Below are 18,852 nucleotides of genomic sequence, written 5' to 3' on the forward strand. Positions count from 1 at the left end.
CGCCGGCTCACGGCAACAGCGGCCGAGCGCCGAAGTCGAAGATGAGCACGCCCAAAGCCGACAAACCGCCGCTCAAATCGCTGCCGAACCCGCCCACCCAGGCCCGCCTGGATGATCGGCTGATGATGTGCGGCGGCTCGCTCGCCTTCGGCCTGGCCATTCCCTGGCTGACGGGGCTTTACGGGCCGCTCGGCCCGAGCGACGCGCGCTTCTGGATCGGCTTTGCCGGCTTCATCGCCCTGGCCTTCGCCATCTGGGGCGGCAACCGCTGGCTGCTGTTCAAGCAGCGCGAACACCTGAACTGGTTCGCCCATCCACTGCGCAAGCTCTTGATGCTGGTCAGCGCCAACGTGCTCTACACCGCGCCGCTGACCCTGGCCGCCATCTGGGCCTGGTTCCATATCGCCGGCCAGCCGGTGGACGTCAATGCATTGAAGCTGGTGGTCGCCACCAACGTCATCTGCGTGCTCTTCGTGACCCACGCCTATGAGACCCTGTTCCTGATCCGCGAGCGCGAGTCGGACATGCTGCGCGTCGAGCGCCTGGAGCGGGCACGCACCCAGGCCGAGTTGGGCGCGCTGAAGGCCCAGGTCGACCCGCATTTCCTGTTCAACAGCCTGAACACCCTGGGTCATCTCATCGAGAACGACCCGGCGAGCGCCCGCGAGTTCAGCGACACCCTGGCCGAGATCTACCGCTATGTGCTGGACAGCCGCCAGCGCGACCTGGTGCCGCTGGACGAGGAGCTGGCCTTCCTGCGCCATTACCACCGCCTGCTGGCCCTGCGCTTTGGTGCCGCCATGCCACTGCAGCTCGACGCGGCTTTGCAGACGGCGCAATGGCTGGTCCCGCCGCTGGCCCTGCAGACCCTGCTGGAGAACGCCATCAAGCACAACGAAGCCAGCGCCGCCCAGCCGTTGACCGTCAGCTTCAGCCTCGACGGCGACCGCGTGCTGGCCCGCAACGCCCTGCAGCCGCGCCGCAGCGCCCTGCCCTCGTCGGGCCTGGGCCTGGCCAATCTCGACGAACGCTGCCGCCTGCTGGCTGGCCGCGCGCTGCAGCGCCGGACTGATGCCGATATGTTCGAAGTCGCCATCCCCTTGCTGGCCCGCTCATGAAGATCTTCATTGCCGAAGACGAAACCCCGGCGCGCGAACGCCTGACCGCGACCCTGGCCCGCGTCGCGCCCGAGGCCCGCGTAGACGGCCACAGCGACACGGTCCAGGGCACGCTGGCCTGGCTGGCTGCCAACCCCGCGCCCGACCTGCTGCTGCTCGACATCCAGCTCGCCGACGGCCTGTCGCTGGAGCTCTTCCGCGACCGCCGCCTGGCCGTGCCCACGGTCTTCACGACGGCCTATGACCAGTTCGCCCTGCAAGCCTTCCAGGCCCTGGCCGTGGACTATCTGCTCAAGCCCGTGTCCGATGCCGCACTGGCCACCGCGCTGGCCAAGGCCGAGCAATGGCGACGCCACTTCGATACGCAGGCGCAGACGCGCTGGAACCACCAGCTCGACGGTCTGCTGCAACGCCTGAGCCCGCCCAGCGGCCGCCAGCGCATCGTCGGCCGCAAGGGTGGCCAGCAGTTCCATGCGCTGGAGCTGAGCGACATCGCCTACTTCGTGTCGGTGGACAAGCTGAGCTTTGCCATCACACAGGACGGAGAACGCTATCTGGTCGAGCCGACGCTGGGCGAGCTGGAAGAGCAACTCGGGCCGCAGCGCTTCTTCCGCGCCAACCGTCAGCTGCTGGTGGCCGCCGGCGCGGTGCAGCGCTTTGCGCCCGCCGGCAAGGGGCGGCTGAAGCTGGACCTCAGCCCGGCCCTGGAAGGCGAGCTGCTGATCAGCCAGGAGCGCGCTGCGGCCTTTCGCACCTGGCTGGAGGGGTAAACCCGCGCCGGGCTAGGATTCGGCATGGATCAAGTCTTGTTCGATTTCACCAAGCAGGACGCCGCCGGCACCTGCTCCACCGCCCACGCCTGGGCCAAGACGCCGGCGCCGCTGTCGGCGAACGAGCGCAGCGCGCTGACCGAGCGTGCCAAGGCCCTGCTGAAGAAGCACAACGCCGTGCTGGTCGCCCACTATTACGTCGACGGCTTTCTGCAGGACCTGGCGCTGGAGACCGGCGGCATCGTGTCCGACTCGCTGGAGATGGCCCGCTTCGGCCGCGACCACGCCGCCCAGACCCTGGTCGTCGCCGGCGTGCGCTTCATGGGCGAGACGGCCAAGATCCTCAGCCCCGAGAAGCGCGTGCTGATGCCCGACCTGGACGCCACCTGCTCCCTGGACCTGGGCTGCCCCGAGGACGAGTTCGCCGCCTTCTGCGACGCCCACCCGGATCGCCGGGTCGTCGTCTACGCCAACACAAGCGCCGCCGTGAAGGCGCGCGCCGACTGGATGGTGACCAGCTCCTGCGCGCTGGACATCGTCTCTGACCTGCATGCCAAGGGCCAGAAAATCCTCTGGGCGCCGGACCGCCACCTGGGCCGCTACATCCAGGAAGAGACCGGCGCCGACATGCTGATGTGGAACGGCGCCTGCATCGTGCACGACGAGTTCAAGGGGCTGGAGCTGGAGCTGCTGCGCGAGCAGCATCCGGGCGCCCTGGTGATGGTGCACCCCGAATCACCGAAGAGCGTCGTCGAGCAGGCCGATGTCGTCGGCTCGACCTCGGCCCTGATCAAAGCCGTGGTCGAGGGCACGGCGCCGGCCTATATCGTGGCCACCGACAACGGCATCCTGCACCGCATGCGCCAGCTGGCACCCAACAAGGTGCTGATCGAGGCGCCGACGGCCGGCAACAGCGCCACGTGCAAGAGCTGCGCTCACTGCCCCTGGATGGCCATGAACGGCTTGGCCAATCTGGTCGACTGCCTGGAAAGCGGCCAGCCGCAGATCCATGTCGACGAAGCCATCCGCGTCAAGGCCCAGGGCTGCATCAACCGCATGCTGGATTTCGTCGCGGCGAGAAAGAGTGCCGCAGCGGGCATGACCCCAGGCCTCGGCGCCGCCTGATGGCGCTATAAACCGGCATTCACCGTCCTTGACGAGGCCCGCCATGAACGCCGATTTCAGCTCCCTCTACAACCACCATGAGCGCGAGATCTTCGCGGCGGTGATGGCCTCGGCGCCCGACTATCCGGACATTGCCGCCAGCGGCGACCTGCTGTGCGACGTCGCCTGCGTGGCGCTGAACCGCCTGCCCCCGCGCTACATCCGCCACGAGGTGGATTTCAGCTTCTACCTGACCGAGCACGAACGCCTGGAGATCGACAACGCCATCGTCGAGGCGGTGGCCTATGCCTTCAACTTCGTGCAGGCACGGACGGCGCTGCGGTCACGCAAGTAGGCCTCAGCGGCGCCGCTTCTTGCTGATCAGCACCGTCGGGAAGCTCACCGGCAGCGTCTGCGGGTAGTCACGGCTGAAGTGCAGGCCGCGGCTCTCGTGGCGCATCAGGGCCGAGCGCACGATGAGGTCCGCGCACTCGACGAGGTTGCGCAGCTCCAGCAGGTCGCGCGTGACGCGGAAGCTGCCGTAGTAGTCGTCGATCTCGCCGCGCAGCAGCTTGATGCGGTGCAGGGCCCGCTCCAGGCGCTTGGTAGTGCGCACGATGCCGACGTAGTTCCACATCAGGAGGCGCAGTTCGTCCCAGTTGTGGGCGATGACCACCTGCTCGTCGGCGTTCTCGACCTGGCTTTCGTCCCAGCTCGGGATAGGCGCGGCTTCGTGGGCGGCGTGGGCCAGGATGTCGGCCGCGCAGGTCTGGCCGAGCACCACGCATTCCAGCAGTGAATTGCTGGCCAGGCGGTTGGCACCGTGCAGGCCGGTGTAGCCGGTCTCGCCGACGGCATACAGGCCCGGCAGGTCGCAACGCCCCAGCAGGTCGGTCACGGCGCCGCCGCAGGTGAAGTGCACGGCCGGCACGACAGGGATGGGCTGGCGCGCGATGTCGATGCCGAGCTTGAGGCAGCGGGCATGGATGGTCGGGAAATGCTCGATGAGGAAGGCTTCGCCCAGGTGAGTGGCATCCAGCCACACATGGTCCAGGCCGTGCTTCTTCATCTCGAAGTCGATGGCACGGGCGACGATGTCGCGCGGGGCCAGCTCCATGCGCTCGTCGTGAGCGGCCATGAAGCGGGTGCCGTCCGGCAACTTGAGGTGGCCGCCTTCGCCGCGCAGCGCCTCGGTGATGAGGAAGCTGCGCTCCTGCGGGTGATACAGGCAGGTCGGGTGGAACTGGATGAACTCCATGTTCGCGACCCGGCAGCCGGCCCGCCAGGCCATGGCGATGCCGTCACCGGTCGACGTGTCCGGGTTGGTCGTGTAGCGGTAGACCTTGCCGGCGCCGCCGGTGGCCAGCACGACGGCGCGGGCCGGCAGGGTCTCGACGCGCTGGGCGTCGATGTCCAGCGCATAGACGCCGTAGACGCGCGGCACTTCGTCGCGCTGCACATGGCGCGACGTGATCAGGTCCAGCGCCATCCAGCGCTCGCGCAGCGTGATGTTGGGGTGCTTGCGGGCGACGTCCAGCAATTGGTCGTGGATGGCCTTGCCGGTCGCGTCGGCCGCGTGGGCGATGCGGCGCACCGCGTGGCCGCCCTCGCGCGTCAGGTGCAGGCCCATGGGGCCGGTGTCGTCGGTCGTGAAAGGCACGCCCTGGTCCACCAGCCAGCCCACGGCGGCGGCACTGCGCTCGGCAATGAAGCGGGCCGCGGCTTCGTCCACCAAGCCGGCGCCGGCATCCTGGGTGTCGCGCACATGGCTGTCGATGCTGTCGTCGCTGCCCAGCACGCCGACGATGCCGCCCTGGGCCCAGGCCGTGGCCGCTTCGGTCAGCTCGCGCTTGGCAAGGATGACGACAGGCACGCTGTCGGCCAGGTGCAGGGCCACGGTGAGGCCGGCCAGGCCGGCGCCAATGATGACGACAGGGGCGTCTTGGGGAGCAGCAGTCATGGCCGGGCATTGTCCCGCAGGGCCGGCGCCCGTGCGGCGAGGTGAGGATTGCCCAATCGACGACCCTGCCTACTCGCTATGCTGCCCGCGCTGTTGACGAGGACGGCTGAGGAACCGCATGAAGACATTCACCCGGGCCGGCGCGATTGCCGGCTTTTTGTTGGCCGCCAGCTGTGCGCAGGCGGCACCGCCACCCGCCGAGGTGTTCTACAAGGATGCCGACATCGCCGAGGCCGTGCTGTCGCCCTCGGGCAAGCGGCTGGCCATCACCTCGGCCAAGGGCGTGCAGCGCATCGGCCTGGTCGTCCTCGAACTCGGGCCGAATGGCAAGCTGGCGCGCGTCGCCCAGTTCACCGATGGCGACGTCTGGCATGTGCAATGGGTCAACGAGGACCGGCTGGTGTTCGGCGTCATGGACCTGTCAGACGGCAGCGGCCGGCCCCACGGTGCACCGGGGCTCTACGCCGTCAATGCCGATGGCAGCCAGTTCCGCCAGCTGGTGCGTCGCATGGGCAAGCCCTTCATCAGCAATGGCGAGGAAGATCGCCTGCTCAGCTGGAATCACCGCCTGCTGCAAGTGCCGGCGGCGCGTGCGGGCACGCGCAACGACGAGGTGCTGGTCGTCGAGTTCACATCGGGCAACAACTACACCGAGACGCCGATGTGGTTGAACACGCGCACCGGCCGCAGTCGCGACACCGACTTCAACGCACCCCCCAACACCGTGGGCTGGCTGACGGACAGCCGCGGCGAGCCTCGCGTGGCCTTCACCCGCAACAAGGATCGCCAAGCCGCCTTCTGGCGCGATTCCGACGCCAAAGGGTGGACGCAGCTCTACGAAGGCGACCTGATCAACACGCCTTTCAGCGTCGTCTCCGCCGACGACGCCGGTGGTCTCTACGTGACGCGCAGCGAGGGGCCCCAGGGCTATCGCGTGCTGAAGCGCTACGACTTCGAGCACCACGCGCCCGAAGCCAAGCCGCTGGTCGTCACACCCGGCTTCGACTTCACGGGGCATATCGTCAGCGACGACAACGGCAAGACGCTGGGCGTGCGACTGCTCGTCGACGGCGAGACCACGGTGTGGTTTGACGAAGCGATGAAGACGCTGCAGGAGCGCACCGATCGCCTGCTGCCCAACCGCGTCAACAGCATCAGCTGCCGCCGCTGCGGAGCGCCCAACATGGTGGCCCTGGTGCGCTCGTCCAGCGATCGCGATCCGGGCCGGCTGTTCCTTTACCAAGCCCAGCCGGCCGAGGGCGAAAAGCCTTGGACGGCCATCGGTCCCGTGCGCGACGGCGTCAAGCCCGAGCAGATGGCCGCGCTGGACCTGCACCGCATCACGGCGCGCGACGGTCGCGAGCTGCCGGTCTGGGTCACCAAGGACCCCGCCGCCAAGGGGCCGCTGCCTGCGGTCGTCCTCGTGCACGGCGGCCCCTGGGTGCGCGGCAGCTACTGGGGCTGGCATGCAGATGCCCAGTTCCTCGCCTCGCGCGGCTATGCCGTGATCGAACCCGAGATGCGCGGCAGCACGGGCTACGGCGATGCACACTTCCGCGCTGGCTTCAAGCAGTTCGGCCAGGCCATGCAGGACGACGTGGCCGATGCGCTGAAATGGGCCCAGGCCCAAGGCATCGCCAGCGACAAGGCCTGCATCGCCGGCGCCAGCTATGGCGGCTACAGCACGCTGATGGGCCTCATCAAGGACCCCGGCCTCTACCGCTGCGGCGTCGCCTGGGTGGCGCTGTCCGACCTCGACCTCTACCTGAGCGGCTCCTGGTGGATCAGCGACGACATCAGCAAGGCTGGCCGCCAGTACACCCTGCCCGAGATGGTGGGCGACCCCGTCAAGGACGCTGAACTGATCGCCGCCAACTCACCGGTCAAGCAGGCGGCGCGCATCAAGGCGCCGCTGTTGCTGGCCTTCGGCGAGGCCGACCTGCGCGTGCCGCTGGCCCACGGCGAGCGCCTTCGCAAGGCCATGCGCGAGGCCGGCAACGACCCGGCCTGGGTCACCTACCCCGGCGAGGGCCACGGCTTCGCGGTGCTGAAGAACCGTGCGGATTTCGCCGAGCGGATGGAGAAGTTCCTGGCCAAGCACCTCGGGTCGAACTAGCCCTTGAACCCGTTGTAATGCCGCCGCCACTCCGGCGGCTTCCACAGATGGGCTAGGCGCAGGCCCCAGGTCTTTTCCTGGGCCATGTCGTGGAACATGGCGCGCCATTCGTGGGCGTTCAGCCAGAACAGGTTGTGGGTGTAGAAGGGGTGCTCCAGGCCGTAGTCGACCGGGTCCTTCTCGGGCTCGAAGGTGCCGAACATGCGGTCGAAGATGATCAGCATGCCGCCGAAGTTCTTGTCGATGTATTGCGGGTTGCGGCCGTGGTGGGCGCGGTGGTGCGAAGGCGTGTTGAAGAGGAACTCGAACCAGGCCGGCATCCTGTCCACCCAGCTGGTGTGCACGAAGAATTGGTAGCCCAGGTTCAGCGACAGCGCGAACAGCACCCAGCGCGGCTCGAAGCCCAGCCACACGGCCGGCAGATAGAACAGCCAGTTGCCGGCGATCGGATAGAACCAGCTCTGGCGCAGGGCCGTGCCGAAGTTCATCTTCTCGGAGCCGTGGTGCACGACGTGGGCGCACCAGAACCAGCGGATGCGGTGGCTGCCGCGGTGGAACCAGTAATAGAGGAACTCGACGAGGAAGAACAGGCCGACGAAGCGCAAGACCGTGACGTCGATAGTGAACAGGCGGTGGTCGTAGACCCAGCCCATGCACGGCAGCACCAGCACGACGAGCAGGATGAGGTCGGCCACCAGATAGCTGCCGCCGCTGTTCATGCTGTCGAAGGTGTCCCACAGCTCGAAGGTGCCGGTCTTGCGGAAGCGCCAGGCCTCCATGGCGATGAAGACGCCAAAGATGGGCGACAGCATGACCAGCGTCAGGTCGCGCCAGTCGCCATGGCGGTGGTAGAGGTCGAGCAGGGGGTCGAGCAGCCAGTGCATGCCGGAATGATGCGACTTCGCAGCCCCCCTGGCTTGACGGGTGACCCCAGGTTTTTGACAAATCACGCCAGCGCTGGCGTTATCCCGGCCGTGCGCGCACAAACTGCTGCTGCATCATCGCGCCCCCATGGATGAGACCCGCGTCGCCGCCAGCTATGTCCAGCTGCTCTTCGAGCACCTGGCCAGGCTGGGCCGTGCCGATGCGCTGGGCGCGCCGCCGGCCGCGGCCGAGACTTTCGTCTCCATGCGCCGCTGGCAGGCCCTGCTGGAGCAGGCGCGCGACCTCGATCCCGGCCCCAAGGCCACCTTCGCGCTGCGCCTGGCGCGCGGCATCGCGCCGCGCCACTTCGGCGTCGTCGGCTTCGCGACCCTGGCCAGCGGCACCCTGGCCGAAGCCCTGATGCGGCTGGAGCGCTACCACCGCTCGGTCTACGACGCCAACGTCGCCCAGGTCCGCCCCGTGACCGAGGGTATCTGCATCGAATGGGGCGTGGAGCGCGGCCGGCCCGGCGCCCTGGTCGACGAGACGGCCATCGCGGCCCTGGTGCAGCTGGCCCGCGAATTCACCGGCCAGATGGTGCGCGCCCTGGCCGTCGACTTCGTCAACCCGCGGCCGGCGGATGTGCGGCCCTACGAAGACTTCTTCGGCGGCCCGGTGCGCTTCGGCCAGCCCAGCACCCGCATCGTGCTGTCCATGCGCGACCTCGCCCTGCCCTTGCGCGGCGCCGACGCCGCCCTGCTGGCCCTGCTCGACGCCCAGGCCGAGCGCCTGTTGCAGGAGGTGGCCGCCGTCAGCGAGCCGGTGGGCGTCTGGCGCCAGGCGCTGGTCGGCCTGATCCGCAGCGGCCGTACTTCGCTCGCCGACCTGGCCCGGAGCCTGCAGATGAGCCCGCGCAGCCTGCAGCGCCGCCTCACCGAGCAGGGCCACAGCTTCCAGACCCTGCTCGGCCAGACCCGCCAGCAGCTCGCCGAGGCCTATCTGCGCGACGCCAATGTCGAGCTGGCCGAGGTGGCCCTGCTGCTGGGCTACTCCGAGCAGAGCGCCTTCACCCGCGCCTTCCGGCAATGGACCGGACAGGCCCCGCTTCAATGGCGCCGGCAGCAGCAGCGCTCCACCGCATGATGTTCAAACCACCCGAGACCGTCGTGCGCGACGGCCTGCCCGCCCATGGCCGCTACGCCGGCCGCATCGACCGCATCGACTGGTCGGCCCTGCGCGACCGCCCCAACTGGCTGTGGCGCAAGCTGCACCACAAGCGCTGGCACTACATCGGCCTCGGCCACGACGAGGTCTTCATCGGCGTCGCCATCGTCGACCTGGGTTGGACCTGCACGGCCTTTGCCTACTGCTTCGACCGCCAACGCCGCCATCTGCTGGCCGACTGGCACCAGGACGGCCTGCCCGGCCTGCAAGGCGGCGTGACCGACGCGCCGCTGGACAACGCGCGCGCCTGGTTCCGCGGCCCCGGCGCGCAGCTGGAGCTGCGCCACCAGAGCGACGACAGCCTGCTGCTGCACGTCAGGACGCGGGCCCTGCGTGTCGAGGCCCAGCTCGACCTGGACGCGATGGCACCGCCGCTGCTGGCGATTGGCCCCATCGAAGGCGGCGTCGCCCACGCCACGCAGAAGACCACCGCCCTTCCCGTGCTCGGCTGGGCCGAGGCCGAGGGCCAGCGCTTCGACCTGGACGGCACCTGGGCCGCCGTCGATGCGTCCAACGGCCTGCTGGCGCGCGACACCGCCTGGCGCTGGGCCAGCGCCCACCGGCCCGACATCGGCTTCAACCTGCAGCAGGGCTATTTCGGCAACCAGGAGAACGTGATGTGGCTGGACGGCCGCCCCATCGCGCTGGGCGCGGCCCACTTCGAGTTCGATGCCGAGCGTCCGCTGGACCCCTGGCATGTGCGCACCGAGGACGGCCTGCTCGACCTCATGTTCACGCCCGAAGGCGCCCGCCGCGACGACCGCGACCTGCTGATCGCGGCCAGCCGCTATGTGCAGCCGGTGGGCACCTTCTCGGGCACGGTGTGCGCCGGGCCGGGGGCGCCGCTGCGGCAGGTCAGCCAGCTGCTGGGCGTGACGGAAGATCACGCATCACGCTGGTAGCAATGCCGGCACCCTAGCGCGACAGGTCCAGCGCCTGCTTGCCGACACCCGCAGGTACCACCGCGGGGCCCCGCTTCTTCAGCCACAGGTAGAGCCCACTGCCCAGCACCACGATGGTGGCGATGTCCAGCAGCGCCCACAGGATCTTCATCGGCAGGCCGCCGTAGTCGCCGAAGTGAAGCGGCTGCGAGATCAGCAGCGCGTCCAGATACCAGGGCATCTGCGGTGCCGCCGTGACCTGGGCCGTGCGCGCGTCCACCAGCACCGGCTGCAGCAGCTTGGACGTCAACGGCGTGTCGCCCCGCATGAAGAAGGTGTTGTGGTGGGGGCTGGACATCGACGTGCCCGGGAAGGCGACGAAGAAGAGCTTCTTGCCCGGCGCTGCCGCCTGCGCGGCCTCCAGCGAACGCTGCAGCGGCAGGCGCTCGGCCTCGGGCACCAGGGCCTGGCCCGCGTAGGGCTTGAGCAGTTCGGCCAGGTGCTCCTGCTGCCAATACTTGATCAGCAAATCGGCCCAGGTGTTGATCATGCCCGTCGCACCCACGACGAAGCACCACACCAGCGTGACGATGCCGATGAGGTTGTGCAGGTCCAGCCAGCGCGTGCGTGCCGAGCGCTCATGGCGCACGGCGCCGAAGTCCAGCTTGCGCATGAAGGGCGCATACAGCACCACGCCCGACACCAGCGCGACGAGCAGCAGCAGGCCCATGAAGCCCAGGAAGAGCTTGCCCGGCAGGCCGGCGAACAGGTCGACGTGCAGGCGGAACATCAAGTCCATGAAGCCTTCGCCGACCTTGTACTCGCCGACGACCTGGCCCGTCCGCGCGCCCACCGTCACCGACTTGTAGTCCATCGTCGGCTCGGGCGTGGGCGTCAGCGTCGTCCACCAGAGCCGCTCATCGTCCTCGGACTTGCCCATGAACTGCACGATGCGGTCCGGATACAGCTTGCGGGCCGAGGCCATCACCTCGTCTGCCGTTGCGCGCTGCTTCTCCAGGGCTGCCGGCAACTGCGGCGCCTCGATCTCGGTGCCCGTCAGGTGGCCGATCTCGTGATGGAAGATCAGCGGCAGCCCGGTCAGGCACAGCAGCAGCATGAAGAGGGTGCAGACCAGGCTGCTCCACTTGTGCAGCCAGGCCCAGGTTCGCAGCGTGCGCGGCGTCATGATCAAAGCTTGTAGTCGAGGGTCAGCGATGCATTGCGCGGCGCGCCGTAGATCGCACCATAGGCCAGGCCGCCGATGTACTTCTTGTCGAACAGGTTGTTGATGTTCAGGCGCAGCGTCGCCTTGTCGTTGAGCTCATAGGCCGCGAAGGCGTTGGCCACCGCGTAGGCGCCCTGCCTGGCGCTGCCGATCTTGCTGACGTCGGACTGCCAGCGGCCACCCAGGCCCAGACGCAGGGCCGGCAGCATGGGCAGGCGCGTGTCGGCGCGGAAGTTGACGGTGCTGCGGGGCACCCATTCGTAGATGTCGTTGCCGTCGGGGCCGGTCAGGTTGAGGTGGGTGTAGCCCAGCGTCAGCTTGCTGTCCTTGCCGACGCGGCCGGTGGCCTCCAGTTCGAAGCCCTTGGACTTCACGTCCTTGCCCTCGTACCAGTACTGACCGTCGAGGTTGGTGCCGGTGCCGCTGATGACGCCGCCGTAGGTCGCCAGGCCGTCCTGCTTGGCGGTGAAGACGGCGAAGGTGGTCAGCAGCGCCTTGTTCAGCCATTCGGCCTTGACGCCGGCCTCGGTGTTGACGCCCTTCATGGGCGCGAGGTACTCGCCCTTCTTGTCCGTCTGGTCCTGGTTCTGGAAGATGTCCGAGTAGGACACATAGGCGGTCACGTCGGGGCCGAAGGCGTAGGTGAGGCCGACGTAGGGGCTGGTTTCCTGGGTGTCGGGATAGAAGGTGTTGGTGGCCGCGTTGCCATAGATGGAGGCGCCGGTGCGCTCCAGGCGCACGGCGTTCACGCCCAGGATGCCCTTGAGCGAATCCGTCAGCGAGATCTGCGCGGCGCCGTACAGGCGGGTCAGCTTCTGCTGGCCGCGCGTGCTGGGCTCACGCGCGCCCCAGGTCGGCTCGACGTAGCTGTCGCCGCCATAGGGGAAGGCCGGCAGCGCGTCCAGCATGTGGTTCTGCACGGGGTTGATGTCGACGGCCGTCTTCTCGCGCGACTGGCTCACGCCCAGCAGCAGGCGGTGCTTGCGGCCGAAGGCGGAGAACTCGCCGTTGACGTTGGCGTCCAGCACGCGGTGGTCGGCGTCGCCCTCGCTGCGGTAGGGCCATCCCACCAGGCCGGTGTTGTCCGGCTTCAGCACGCCGGTCGGCGAGTAGGCGTAGAGCAGGCGCGTCGACTCGTCGCCGTGGCGGTAGTTGTAGGTCAGCTTGGCTTCCCAGCCTTCGGCCAGGCGGTGGGTGTACTCGACGAAGGCGTTGTAGGACTTGGTGTTCCAGTAGGTCCACTTCTGCGACGTGGACGAGCCCACCGGGAAGTCGGCCTGGGTGCCGTCCGAACGCAGCAGCGTCAGCGAACCCCACATCGGCGAGTCCTGCTTCGAGTCGACGGCGGTCACGCCCACCGTCAGCACGCCGTTCTCGCCGATCTGGCCGTCGACCACGCCGTAGATCGAGGTGCGCTTGTCATGCAGGTCGCGCAGATAGGAGTCCTTGTCCTCGTGCGCCACCACCAGGCGGCCGGCCCAGGAGCCGTCCGCGGTCAGCACCTTGTTGTAGTCCAGGGCGGCGCGCTTCTGGCCCCAGGAGCCGAGCGTGACGTTGAACTCGCCGCTGTCCTGGTTCTTGGGGCGCTTGCGGATGTAGTTGATGGTGCCCGACGCATTGCCCACGCCGGTCAGCAGGCCGTTGGCGCCGCGGATCAGCTCGATGCGCTCGAACAGGAAGGTGTCTTCGCGGCCGACGACGGTGCCGTAGGAGTTGGTCATGCCCAGACCATCGACCTGGGTCAGCTGGATCTCGAAGCCGCGCGCATTGAAGGTCGCGCGGTTGGTCTCGTACTGCTCGACGTTGATGCCGGTGGCCAGGCCGAGCGCCTCATTGCTGCCCGTCAGGCCAAAGTTGGCCATGTCTTCCTGGTCGATGGAGCTGATGGTCTGCGGTGTTTCCTTCACGTCCATGGGCAGGCCGGTGGCGCCCTTGGACACGCGGTTGGCGCGCTTGCCCGTGACCACCACGGTCTGCAGGTTGGCGTTCGAGTCCTGGGCCTGGGCCGGCGCCATGACAGCGCTGGCAGCCAGGGCGCAGGTGGTCAGCAGGAATTTGTTGTTCTTCATGTCGGAAGACGGTTGGAATGGGGAAAGGAAACTCAGCGACGCAGGGCGTAGCGGGTCATGACCAGTACCGGAAGGCCGAGTGCGAACCAGGCCCAGGCATCGCCCCAGCTGTCGGACACCAGGGCCGACACAAGGCCGCTGGCGCTCAGCAGTCCCAGGGCGATGGGCCAGCCCCATAGCTTCAGAGCGGCTTGAAAGCGCTGTCGGGAGAGTTCGTTGGAGTCGGGGTGCACTTTTGCCTGCGAATACAAATGAGAACGATTCTCATTTTATACACAAGACGGAAAAAGCCGCCCTCTCCTGCGAGAAGGCGGCCAAGGAGCCGCGCGCTGTCCGACGCGGCTCAGAGCACCGTCACGCTCGAAGGCCCTGCCGTTGCGGGCCCGCGAGCGTGTTGCGTGTCAGTGGACGACGCGGCCGAAACTGAACTCGCCGCCATCGACCTGCACCGGGATCACGTCCTTCGGACCGAACCTGCCCTGCAGGATGAGCTTGGACAGCGGGTTCTCGACGCGCTGCTGGATGGCCCGCTTCAGCGGCCGCGCACCGAAGACCGGGTCGAAGCCGACCTTGGCCAGCTCGTCCAGGGCCGCCTCGCTGACGTCCAGCTTCATCTCCATCTTGTCCAGGCGCGACTCGAGCTGGCGCAGCTGGATGCGGGCGATGGACTTGATGTGGTCGGCGCCCAGGGCATGGAAGATCACGGTCTCGTCGATGCGGTTCAGGAACTCGGGCCGGAAGTGGGCCTTGACCTCGCCCCACACCGCCTCGCGGATGACCTCGTCCTTCTCGCCCGACAGCGCCATGATGTGCTGCGAGCCCAGGTTGGACGTCATCACGATGACGGTGTTCTTGAAGTCCACGGTGCGGCCCTGGCCGTCGGTCAGGCGGCCATCGTCCAGCACCTGCAGCAGCACGTTGAAGACGTCCGGGTGGGCCTTCTCGACCTCGTCCAGCAGCAGCACGGAGTAAGGCTTGCGACGCACCGCTTCGGTCAGCGTGCCGCCCTCCTCGTAGCCGACATAGCCGGGAGGCGCGCCGATCAGGCGGCTCACGGAATGCTTCTCCATGAACTCGCTCATGTCGATGCGCACCATGTGGTCTTCGCTGTCGAACAGGAAGCCGGCCAGGGCCTTGCACAGCTCGGTCTTGCCAACGCCGGTGGGGCCGAGGAAGAGGAAGCTGCCCAGCGGCCGGTTGGGGTCGCTCAGGCCCGCACGCGAGCGGCGGATGGCGTCGGCCACGGCGGTGATGGCTTCGTCCTGGCCGATGACGCGCTGATGCAGCTTGTCTTCCATCTGCAGCAGCTTCTCGCGCTCGCCCTGCATCAGCTTGGAAACGGGGATGCCGGTGGCACGCGCCACGACCTCGGCGATCTCTTCAGCGCCCACCAAGGTGCGCAGCAGCTGCGGACGGCTGGCGTCGCCGGCCTTGCCGGCCTCCTTGGCCTGGGCTTCCTTGAGCTGCTTCTCCAGCTCGGGCAGCTTGCCGTACTGCAGCTCGGCGACCTTGTTGAAGTCGCCCTTGCGCTTCCATTCCTCGATCTGCTGACGGGCGCGGTCGATCTCTTCCTTGACGTGAGCCGAGCCCTGGGCCTGGGCCTTCTCGGCCGTCCAGATCTCTTCCAGGTCGTTGTACTCGCGCTGCAGCTTCAGCAGCTCGTCCTCGATGAGGCCGAGGCGCTTGATGGAGCCTTCGTCCTTTTCCTTCTTGACGGCCTCGCGCTCGATCTTGAGCTGGATCATGCGGCGGTCCAGCCTGTCCATGGGCTCGGGCTTGGAGTCGATCTCGATCTTGATCTTGGCCGCGGCCTCGTCGATCAAGTCGATGGCCTTGTCGGGCAGGAAGCGGTCGGTGATGTAGCGGTGGCTCAGCTCGGCCGCGGCAATGATGGCCGGGTCGGTGATCTCCACGCCATGGTGGACCTCGTACTTCTCCTGCAGGCCGCGCAGGATGGCGATGGTGGCCTCCACCGTCGGCTCGTCGACCAGCACCTTCTGGAAGCGACGCTCCAGCGCGGCATCCTTCTCGACGTATTTACGGTATTCGTCCAGCGTGGTCGCGCCGATGCAATGCAGCTCGCCACGCGCAAGAGCGGGCTTGAGCATGTTGCCGGCGTCGATGGAGCCTTCCGTCTTGCCGGCACCCACCATGGTGTGGATCTCGTCGATGAAGAGGATGGTCTGGCCGGCGTCCTGGCTGACTTCCTTCAACACGCCCTTGAGCCGCTCCTCGAAGTCGCCGCGGTACTTGGCACCCGCCAGCAGCAGGGCCATGTCCAGCACCAGCACGCGCTTGCCCTTCAGTGAATCGGGCACCTCGCCATTGATGATGCGCTGGGCCAGGCCTTCGACGATGGCCGTCTTGCCGACGCCCGGCTCGCCGATCAGCACCGGGTTGTTCTTGCTGCGGCGCTGCAGCACCTGGATCGTGCGGCGGATTTCCTCGTCGCGGCCGATGACCGGGTCGAGCTTGCCCAGGCGAGCGCGCTCGGTCAGGTCCAGGGTGTATTTCTTCAGCGCCTCGCGCTGGCCTTCGGCCTCGGCCGACTCGACCTTCTGGCCGCCACGCACCGCCTCGATGGCCGACTCCAGCGAGCGCCGCGTCAGCCCATGGCCGCGCACGACGCCGGCCAGGTCGGTCTTGGCCTCGGTCAGGGCCAGCAGGAACATCTCGCTGGCGATGAACTGGTCGCCGCGCTTGGTGGCTTCCTTCTCGGCGGCCTGCAGCAGGGCGACGAGGTCGCGGCCCGCCTGCACGGTCTGGCCCGAGCCGCTGACCTGGGGCAGGCCGGCAATGAGGCCGTCCAGGGCCGTGCGCAGGCCGGCGGCATTGACGCCGGCACGCTCCATCAGCGCGCGCGGGCCTTCGTCCTGGGCCAGCATGGCGGCCAGCACGTGGACGGGCTCGATATAGGGGTTGTCGCGGCTCAGGGCCAGGCTCTGGGCCTCGCCCAGGGCCTCCTGGAAGCGGGTGGTGAATTTGTCGGCACGCATGGTGAATCAATCCTCCGGTTGCGAAGCCAAATGGGCGCAAGCCCTGCAATTTCAAGCCTGAGTCTGGCGCGCCAGCGCAGACCGCGCTTGTCGGACGCGGCCCCTTTTTACCTGCCCACCAGCGCTGCCACCAGCAGGCAGGCACCGGACACCCCGCCGGCCATCGCCCGCACACCGTTCCAGAAGACCCAGTCGCGCAGATAGACCCGCCAGTAGTCCTGGCCGGCCGCGCTGTCGGCAGCCAGCCGAGCCAGGGTTTCGTTCATCGGCACATTCAGCGCAACAGTGACGCCAAAAACGCCCACGGCATAGGCCAGAGCGCCGGCGGCCAACAGCGCGGCCACGCCCCGCGGTGCCTGCGCCCAGCCCAGGCCCGCGGCGGCCAGCGCCAGCAGGGCCGTGCCGACAAACGCACTCAGGAAGGTACGGTTCAGGATGACCTCGTTGATGTCTGCATCAGCCGCATGCCGGCCTCGGGCGCTGCGCGACCCAGCGCCGGCATCACAGCGGTGGAAAAGGCGAAGAAGACACCCGCCATCAGCAGGCTGCCCAGGGCGGCCAGCAGCGTCATCAGGGTGAGCAACGGGGTCATGGCCGCGATACTTGTTGGCATGGTGGGTCTCCAGTGCGGGTTTCGATGGAGCCAGTGTCCGAACCGCAGCCCGCCGCGGCCATGCCGCGCCGTCGTCCTCTGTTGATCAATCGTCCAGCGATGCCCAGCATCCCCAGCCCAGCCGCGCCCGCCACCGTCCCCACGCACTGGGAGCGCGGTGACCCGATTGCCGACGCCCTGCACTTCCTGCGCATGAGTGGCGTCGTCTACTGCTGCTCGGAGTTGACGGCGCCCTGGGGCTTCCACATGCCGGCCATGGACGACTGCCTGATGTTCCACGTCGTCACCAGCGGCAGCTGCCACTTGGTGGAGCCTGATGGCAGCACGCACCCCCTGCAGGCCGGCGACTTCGCCTTGGTGCCGCGCGGCGCGGGCCATGACGTCGTCAGCCGGCCCGGCCAGCCCACGCCTTCATTGTTCGAGCTGCCGCGTACCTTGGTCAGCGACTGGTTCGAGTTGCTTGAGTACGGTGGCGGTGGGGAAGCGGCCACCCTGGTCTGCGGCGCGGTGCGCTTCGACGATGCGGCCGTGCGCCTGCTGCTGTCCGCCCTGCCCGGCGTCATCGTGCTGGCCACGGCCGACACGCCGGAGCTGGCCTGGTTCGACAGCACGGTGCGATTTCTGGCCGAGGAGGCCCGCGGTCGCCGCCCCGGCAGCGAGACCGTCATCACACGCCTGGCCGACATCCTCGTCATCCAGGCTCTGCGCGCCTGGATCGACCGCGACCCGCGGGCCCGCACCGGCTGGCTGGGCGCCCTGCGCGACAGGCAGATCGGCCGCGCCATCGTCATGATCCACCGCGACCCGGCCCAGCCTTGGACCATCGAGACCCTGGCCCAGGCCGTCGGTCTGTCACGCTCGGCCTTCGCGGCGCGCTTCAGCCAGCTGGTCGGCCAGCCGGTGGCGGAATACCTGACTCAGTGGCGCATCGCCCTGGCGACGACACGGCTGCGCCAGGGCGACGCCTCCATCGCCGAGATCGCCTACGACGTGGGCTATGGCTCGGAGGCCGCCTTCAGCCGCGCCTTCAAGCGCGTCGCCGGCGTCACGCCAGGTTCGATACGGCCCAGCGCATGAGGGCGAAGCCGGCCGCCGCCGAGGCGAGCGAGCCCAGCACGTGAGCCAGGGTGTGGCCCAGGGCCAGCAGGAACTCGCCGCGCTGCAGCAGCGACAGCGATTCGCCGGAGAAGGACGAGAAGGTCGTCAGCCCGCCCAGGAAGCCGGTCACCAGCAGCAGCTTCAGCAGCTCGTTGGGCTGGCGGCCGAACCATTCCAGGGCCATGCCGATCAGCAGACCACCGACCATGTTGACCAGCAGGGTGCCGAGGGGAAAACCCATCCAGCGCGCGTTCAACCACAGGCCCGCCTGCCAGCGCGTCAGCGCCCCCAGCGCGGCGCCGATCGACACCATGACCGCGTTCAAACCGCATTCCCCGCCGCGATGCCCCAGCGCTTCAGCGCCTCGTCGTCCGCCACGCGCGCGTCCACCCAGTGGGCGCCGTCCGGCGTGTGCTCCTTCTTCCAGAACGGGGCCTGGGTCTTCAAATAATCCATCAGGAATTCGCAGGCCAGGAAAGCCTGTCCACGGTGGGCGCTGGTGACCAGCACCAGAACGATCTGGTCGCGGGCTTCGAGCCGGCCGACGCGGTGGATGACCTTGGCGGCGCGGATGTCGAAGCGGGACAGCGCCTCATCCACCATGGCCTCGATGGCCGCCTCCGTCATGCCGGGGTAATGCTCCAGCTCCATGGCCGAGACTGCCGCGCCGCTGCTGTGCTCGCGCACGGTGCCGACGAAGGCGACGACGGCGCCAACGCCGCCATCCCCCGTCCGGAGGGAGGAAGTTTCGGCGCCGACGTCAAAGTCCTGCGTCTGGATGCAAACTCGGGGCATGGCACGGATTCTCACCTCG

The 18,852-nt window shown here is 68.1% G+C and carries 18 protein-coding genes; 8 read left to right on the forward strand and 10 right to left on the reverse strand.

Translation table 11 applies throughout. From position 1 onward, the window contains the following. Positions 1–41 precede the first annotated feature (41 nt). Genes ACS5PN_RS07560 through ACS5PN_RS07575 form a run of 4 tightly spaced genes read left to right on the forward strand, consistent with a single transcriptional unit; the run spans position 42 to position 3,347 of the window. Positions 42–1,118: a sensor histidine kinase gene (locus ACS5PN_RS07560; protein ID WP_439463310.1), complete on the forward strand. Its 1,077-nt coding sequence runs from the start codon at positions 42–44 to the stop codon at positions 1,116–1,118. Next, a complete protein-coding gene (locus ACS5PN_RS07565) occupies positions 1,115–1,888 on the forward strand; it encodes a LytR/AlgR family response regulator transcription factor (RefSeq protein WP_439463311.1) in 774 nt (257 codons plus the stop codon). Before ACS5PN_RS07560 ends, ACS5PN_RS07565 begins: the two co-directional genes overlap by 4 nt. Before the next feature lie 24 nt (positions 1,889–1,912). Further along, positions 1,913–3,013, forward strand: a complete 1,101-nt coding sequence (nadA, locus tag ACS5PN_RS07570; RefSeq protein ID WP_439463312.1) for a quinolinate synthase NadA — start codon at positions 1,913–1,915, stop codon at positions 3,011–3,013. Between the two features lie 43 nt (positions 3,014–3,056). Further along, positions 3,057–3,347, forward strand: coding sequence for a late competence development ComFB family protein (locus ACS5PN_RS07575; protein WP_439463313.1), 291 nt, complete (start codon positions 3,057–3,059; stop codon positions 3,345–3,347). 3 nt (positions 3,348–3,350) lie between these two features. Here the strand turns inward: ACS5PN_RS07575 and nadB are convergent, their stop codons facing one another. Further along, positions 3,351–4,952 carry an L-aspartate oxidase gene (gene nadB / locus ACS5PN_RS07580; protein ID WP_439463314.1) on the reverse strand — a complete coding sequence of 534 codons (1,602 nt, stop codon included), beginning with the start codon at positions 4,950–4,952 and terminating at the stop codon, positions 3,351–3,353. A gap of 118 nt (positions 4,953–5,070) precedes the next feature. Here nadB and ACS5PN_RS07585 point away from each other — a divergent pair, with 118 nt between their 5' ends. After that, entirely contained in the window at positions 5,071–7,068 is a 1,998-nt protein-coding gene (locus ACS5PN_RS07585; RefSeq protein WP_439463315.1) for a prolyl oligopeptidase family serine peptidase, read from the forward strand. On the opposite strand, the gene ACS5PN_RS07590 is transcribed toward ACS5PN_RS07585, so the two are convergent. Beyond that, complete coding sequence (locus ACS5PN_RS07590) at positions 7,065–7,952, reverse strand: sterol desaturase family protein (RefSeq protein ID WP_439463316.1); 888 nt, start codon at positions 7,950–7,952, stop codon at positions 7,065–7,067. The two genes, ACS5PN_RS07585 and ACS5PN_RS07590, sit on opposite strands and share 4 nt — an antisense overlap. Positions 7,953–8,079: 127 nt before the next feature. On the opposite strand from ACS5PN_RS07590, the gene ACS5PN_RS07595 reads away from it, so the two are divergent. Both ACS5PN_RS07595 and ACS5PN_RS07600 read left to right on the forward strand, forming a co-directional pair. Then, a complete protein-coding gene (locus ACS5PN_RS07595) occupies positions 8,080–9,075 on the forward strand; it encodes an AraC family transcriptional regulator (RefSeq protein WP_439463317.1) in 996 nt (331 codons plus the stop codon). Further along, the gene (locus tag ACS5PN_RS07600) at positions 9,072–10,058 is read left to right on the forward strand and encodes a DUF2804 domain-containing protein (RefSeq protein WP_439463318.1); all 987 of its coding nucleotides are present in this window, start codon (positions 9,072–9,074) and stop codon (positions 10,056–10,058) included. The genes ACS5PN_RS07595 and ACS5PN_RS07600 overlap by 4 nt, the downstream gene beginning before the upstream one ends. A 13-nt stretch (positions 10,059–10,071) precedes the next feature. Here the strand turns inward: ACS5PN_RS07600 and ACS5PN_RS07605 are convergent, their stop codons facing one another. The 6 genes from ACS5PN_RS07605 to ACS5PN_RS07630 all read right to left on the reverse strand — a co-directional run bounded on the left by ACS5PN_RS07605 (position 10,072) and on the right by ACS5PN_RS07630 (position 16,940). Next, a complete protein-coding gene (locus ACS5PN_RS07605) occupies positions 10,072–11,223 on the reverse strand; it encodes a PepSY-associated TM helix domain-containing protein (RefSeq protein WP_439463319.1) in 1,152 nt (383 codons plus the stop codon). A 2-nt stretch (positions 11,224–11,225) separates the two neighbouring features. After that, a complete protein-coding gene (locus tag ACS5PN_RS07610; protein ID WP_439463320.1) occupies positions 11,226–13,331 on the reverse strand; it encodes a TonB-dependent siderophore receptor in 2,106 nt (701 codons plus the stop codon). Positions 13,332–13,363: 32 nt separating this feature from the next. After that, positions 13,364–13,564, reverse strand: coding sequence for a hypothetical protein (locus ACS5PN_RS07615; protein ID WP_439463321.1), 201 nt, complete (start codon positions 13,562–13,564; stop codon positions 13,364–13,366). 168 nt (positions 13,565–13,732) lie between these two features. Continuing rightward, positions 13,733–16,327 carry an ATP-dependent chaperone ClpB gene (gene clpB, locus ACS5PN_RS07620; RefSeq protein ID WP_439463322.1) on the reverse strand — a complete coding sequence of 865 codons (2,595 nt, stop codon included), beginning with the start codon at positions 16,325–16,327 and terminating at the stop codon, positions 13,733–13,735. A 107-nt stretch (positions 16,328–16,434) separates the two neighbouring features. Continuing rightward, on the reverse strand, positions 16,435–16,776 hold the full coding sequence (locus tag ACS5PN_RS07625; RefSeq protein WP_439463707.1) for an anthrone oxygenase family protein: 342 nt from the start codon (positions 16,774–16,776) through the stop codon (positions 16,435–16,437). Further along, positions 16,758–16,940 (reverse strand): hypothetical protein, encoded by a 183-nt coding sequence (locus ACS5PN_RS07630; RefSeq protein ID WP_439463323.1) that lies wholly within the window; start codon positions 16,938–16,940, stop codon positions 16,758–16,760. The genes ACS5PN_RS07625 and ACS5PN_RS07630 overlap by 19 nt, the downstream gene beginning before the upstream one ends. A 99-nt stretch (positions 16,941–17,039) precedes the next feature. On the opposite strand from ACS5PN_RS07630, the gene ACS5PN_RS07635 reads away from it, so the two are divergent. Beyond that, complete coding sequence (locus ACS5PN_RS07635; RefSeq protein WP_439463324.1) at positions 17,040–18,017, forward strand: AraC family transcriptional regulator; 978 nt, start codon at positions 17,040–17,042, stop codon at positions 18,015–18,017. Here the strand turns inward: ACS5PN_RS07635 and crcB are convergent. Beyond that, positions 17,986–18,351, reverse strand: coding sequence for a fluoride efflux transporter CrcB (crcB, locus tag ACS5PN_RS07640; RefSeq protein WP_439463325.1), 366 nt, complete (start codon positions 18,349–18,351; stop codon positions 17,986–17,988). The genes ACS5PN_RS07635 and crcB overlap by 32 nt on opposite strands. Before the next feature lie 8 nt (positions 18,352–18,359). Further along, positions 18,360–18,833 carry a molybdenum cofactor biosynthesis protein MoaE gene (locus ACS5PN_RS07645; protein WP_439463326.1) on the reverse strand — a complete coding sequence of 158 codons (474 nt, stop codon included), beginning with the start codon at positions 18,831–18,833 and terminating at the stop codon, positions 18,360–18,362. Positions 18,834–18,852: the final 19 nt, after the last annotated feature.

The sequence above is a fragment of the Roseateles sp. NT4 genome (assembly GCF_051857475.1).
Lineage (GTDB): Bacteria > Pseudomonadota > Gammaproteobacteria > Burkholderiales > Burkholderiaceae_C > Pelomonas.

Coding starts and splice junctions, on each gene's coding strand:
- ACS5PN_RS07560 (WP_439463310.1), top strand. CDS start 42: ATGAGCACGCCCAAAGCCGACAAACCGCCGCTCAAATCGCTGCCGAAC.
- ACS5PN_RS07565 (WP_439463311.1), top strand. CDS start 1,115: ATGAAGATCTTCATTGCCGAAGACGAAACCCCGGCGCGCGAACGCCTG.
- nadA (WP_439463312.1), top strand. CDS start 1,913: ATGGATCAAGTCTTGTTCGATTTCACCAAGCAGGACGCCGCCGGCACC.
- ACS5PN_RS07575 (WP_439463313.1), top strand. CDS start 3,057: ATGAACGCCGATTTCAGCTCCCTCTACAACCACCATGAGCGCGAGATC.
- nadB (WP_439463314.1), bottom strand. CDS start 4,952: ATGACTGCTGCTCCCCAAGACGCCCCTGTCGTCATCATTGGCGCCGGC.
- ACS5PN_RS07585 (WP_439463315.1), top strand. CDS start 5,071: ATGAAGACATTCACCCGGGCCGGCGCGATTGCCGGCTTTTTGTTGGCC.
- ACS5PN_RS07590 (WP_439463316.1), bottom strand. CDS start 7,952: ATGCACTGGCTGCTCGACCCCCTGCTCGACCTCTACCACCGCCATGGC.
- ACS5PN_RS07595 (WP_439463317.1), top strand. CDS start 8,080: ATGGATGAGACCCGCGTCGCCGCCAGCTATGTCCAGCTGCTCTTCGAG.
- ACS5PN_RS07600 (WP_439463318.1), top strand. CDS start 9,072: ATGATGTTCAAACCACCCGAGACCGTCGTGCGCGACGGCCTGCCCGCC.
- ACS5PN_RS07605 (WP_439463319.1), bottom strand. CDS start 11,223: ATGACGCCGCGCACGCTGCGAACCTGGGCCTGGCTGCACAAGTGGAGC.
- ACS5PN_RS07610 (WP_439463320.1), bottom strand. CDS start 13,331: ATGAAGAACAACAAATTCCTGCTGACCACCTGCGCCCTGGCTGCCAGC.
- clpB (WP_439463322.1), bottom strand. CDS start 16,327: ATGCGTGCCGACAAATTCACCACCCGCTTCCAGGAGGCCCTGGGCGAG.
- ACS5PN_RS07630 (WP_439463323.1), bottom strand. CDS start 16,940: ATGCCAACAAGTATCGCGGCCATGACCCCGTTGCTCACCCTGATGACG.
- ACS5PN_RS07635 (WP_439463324.1), top strand. CDS start 17,040: ATGCCCAGCATCCCCAGCCCAGCCGCGCCCGCCACCGTCCCCACGCAC.
- crcB (WP_439463325.1), bottom strand. CDS start 18,351: ATGGTGTCGATCGGCGCCGCGCTGGGGGCGCTGACGCGCTGGCAGGCG.
- ACS5PN_RS07645 (WP_439463326.1), bottom strand. CDS start 18,833: ATGCCCCGAGTTTGCATCCAGACGCAGGACTTTGACGTCGGCGCCGAA.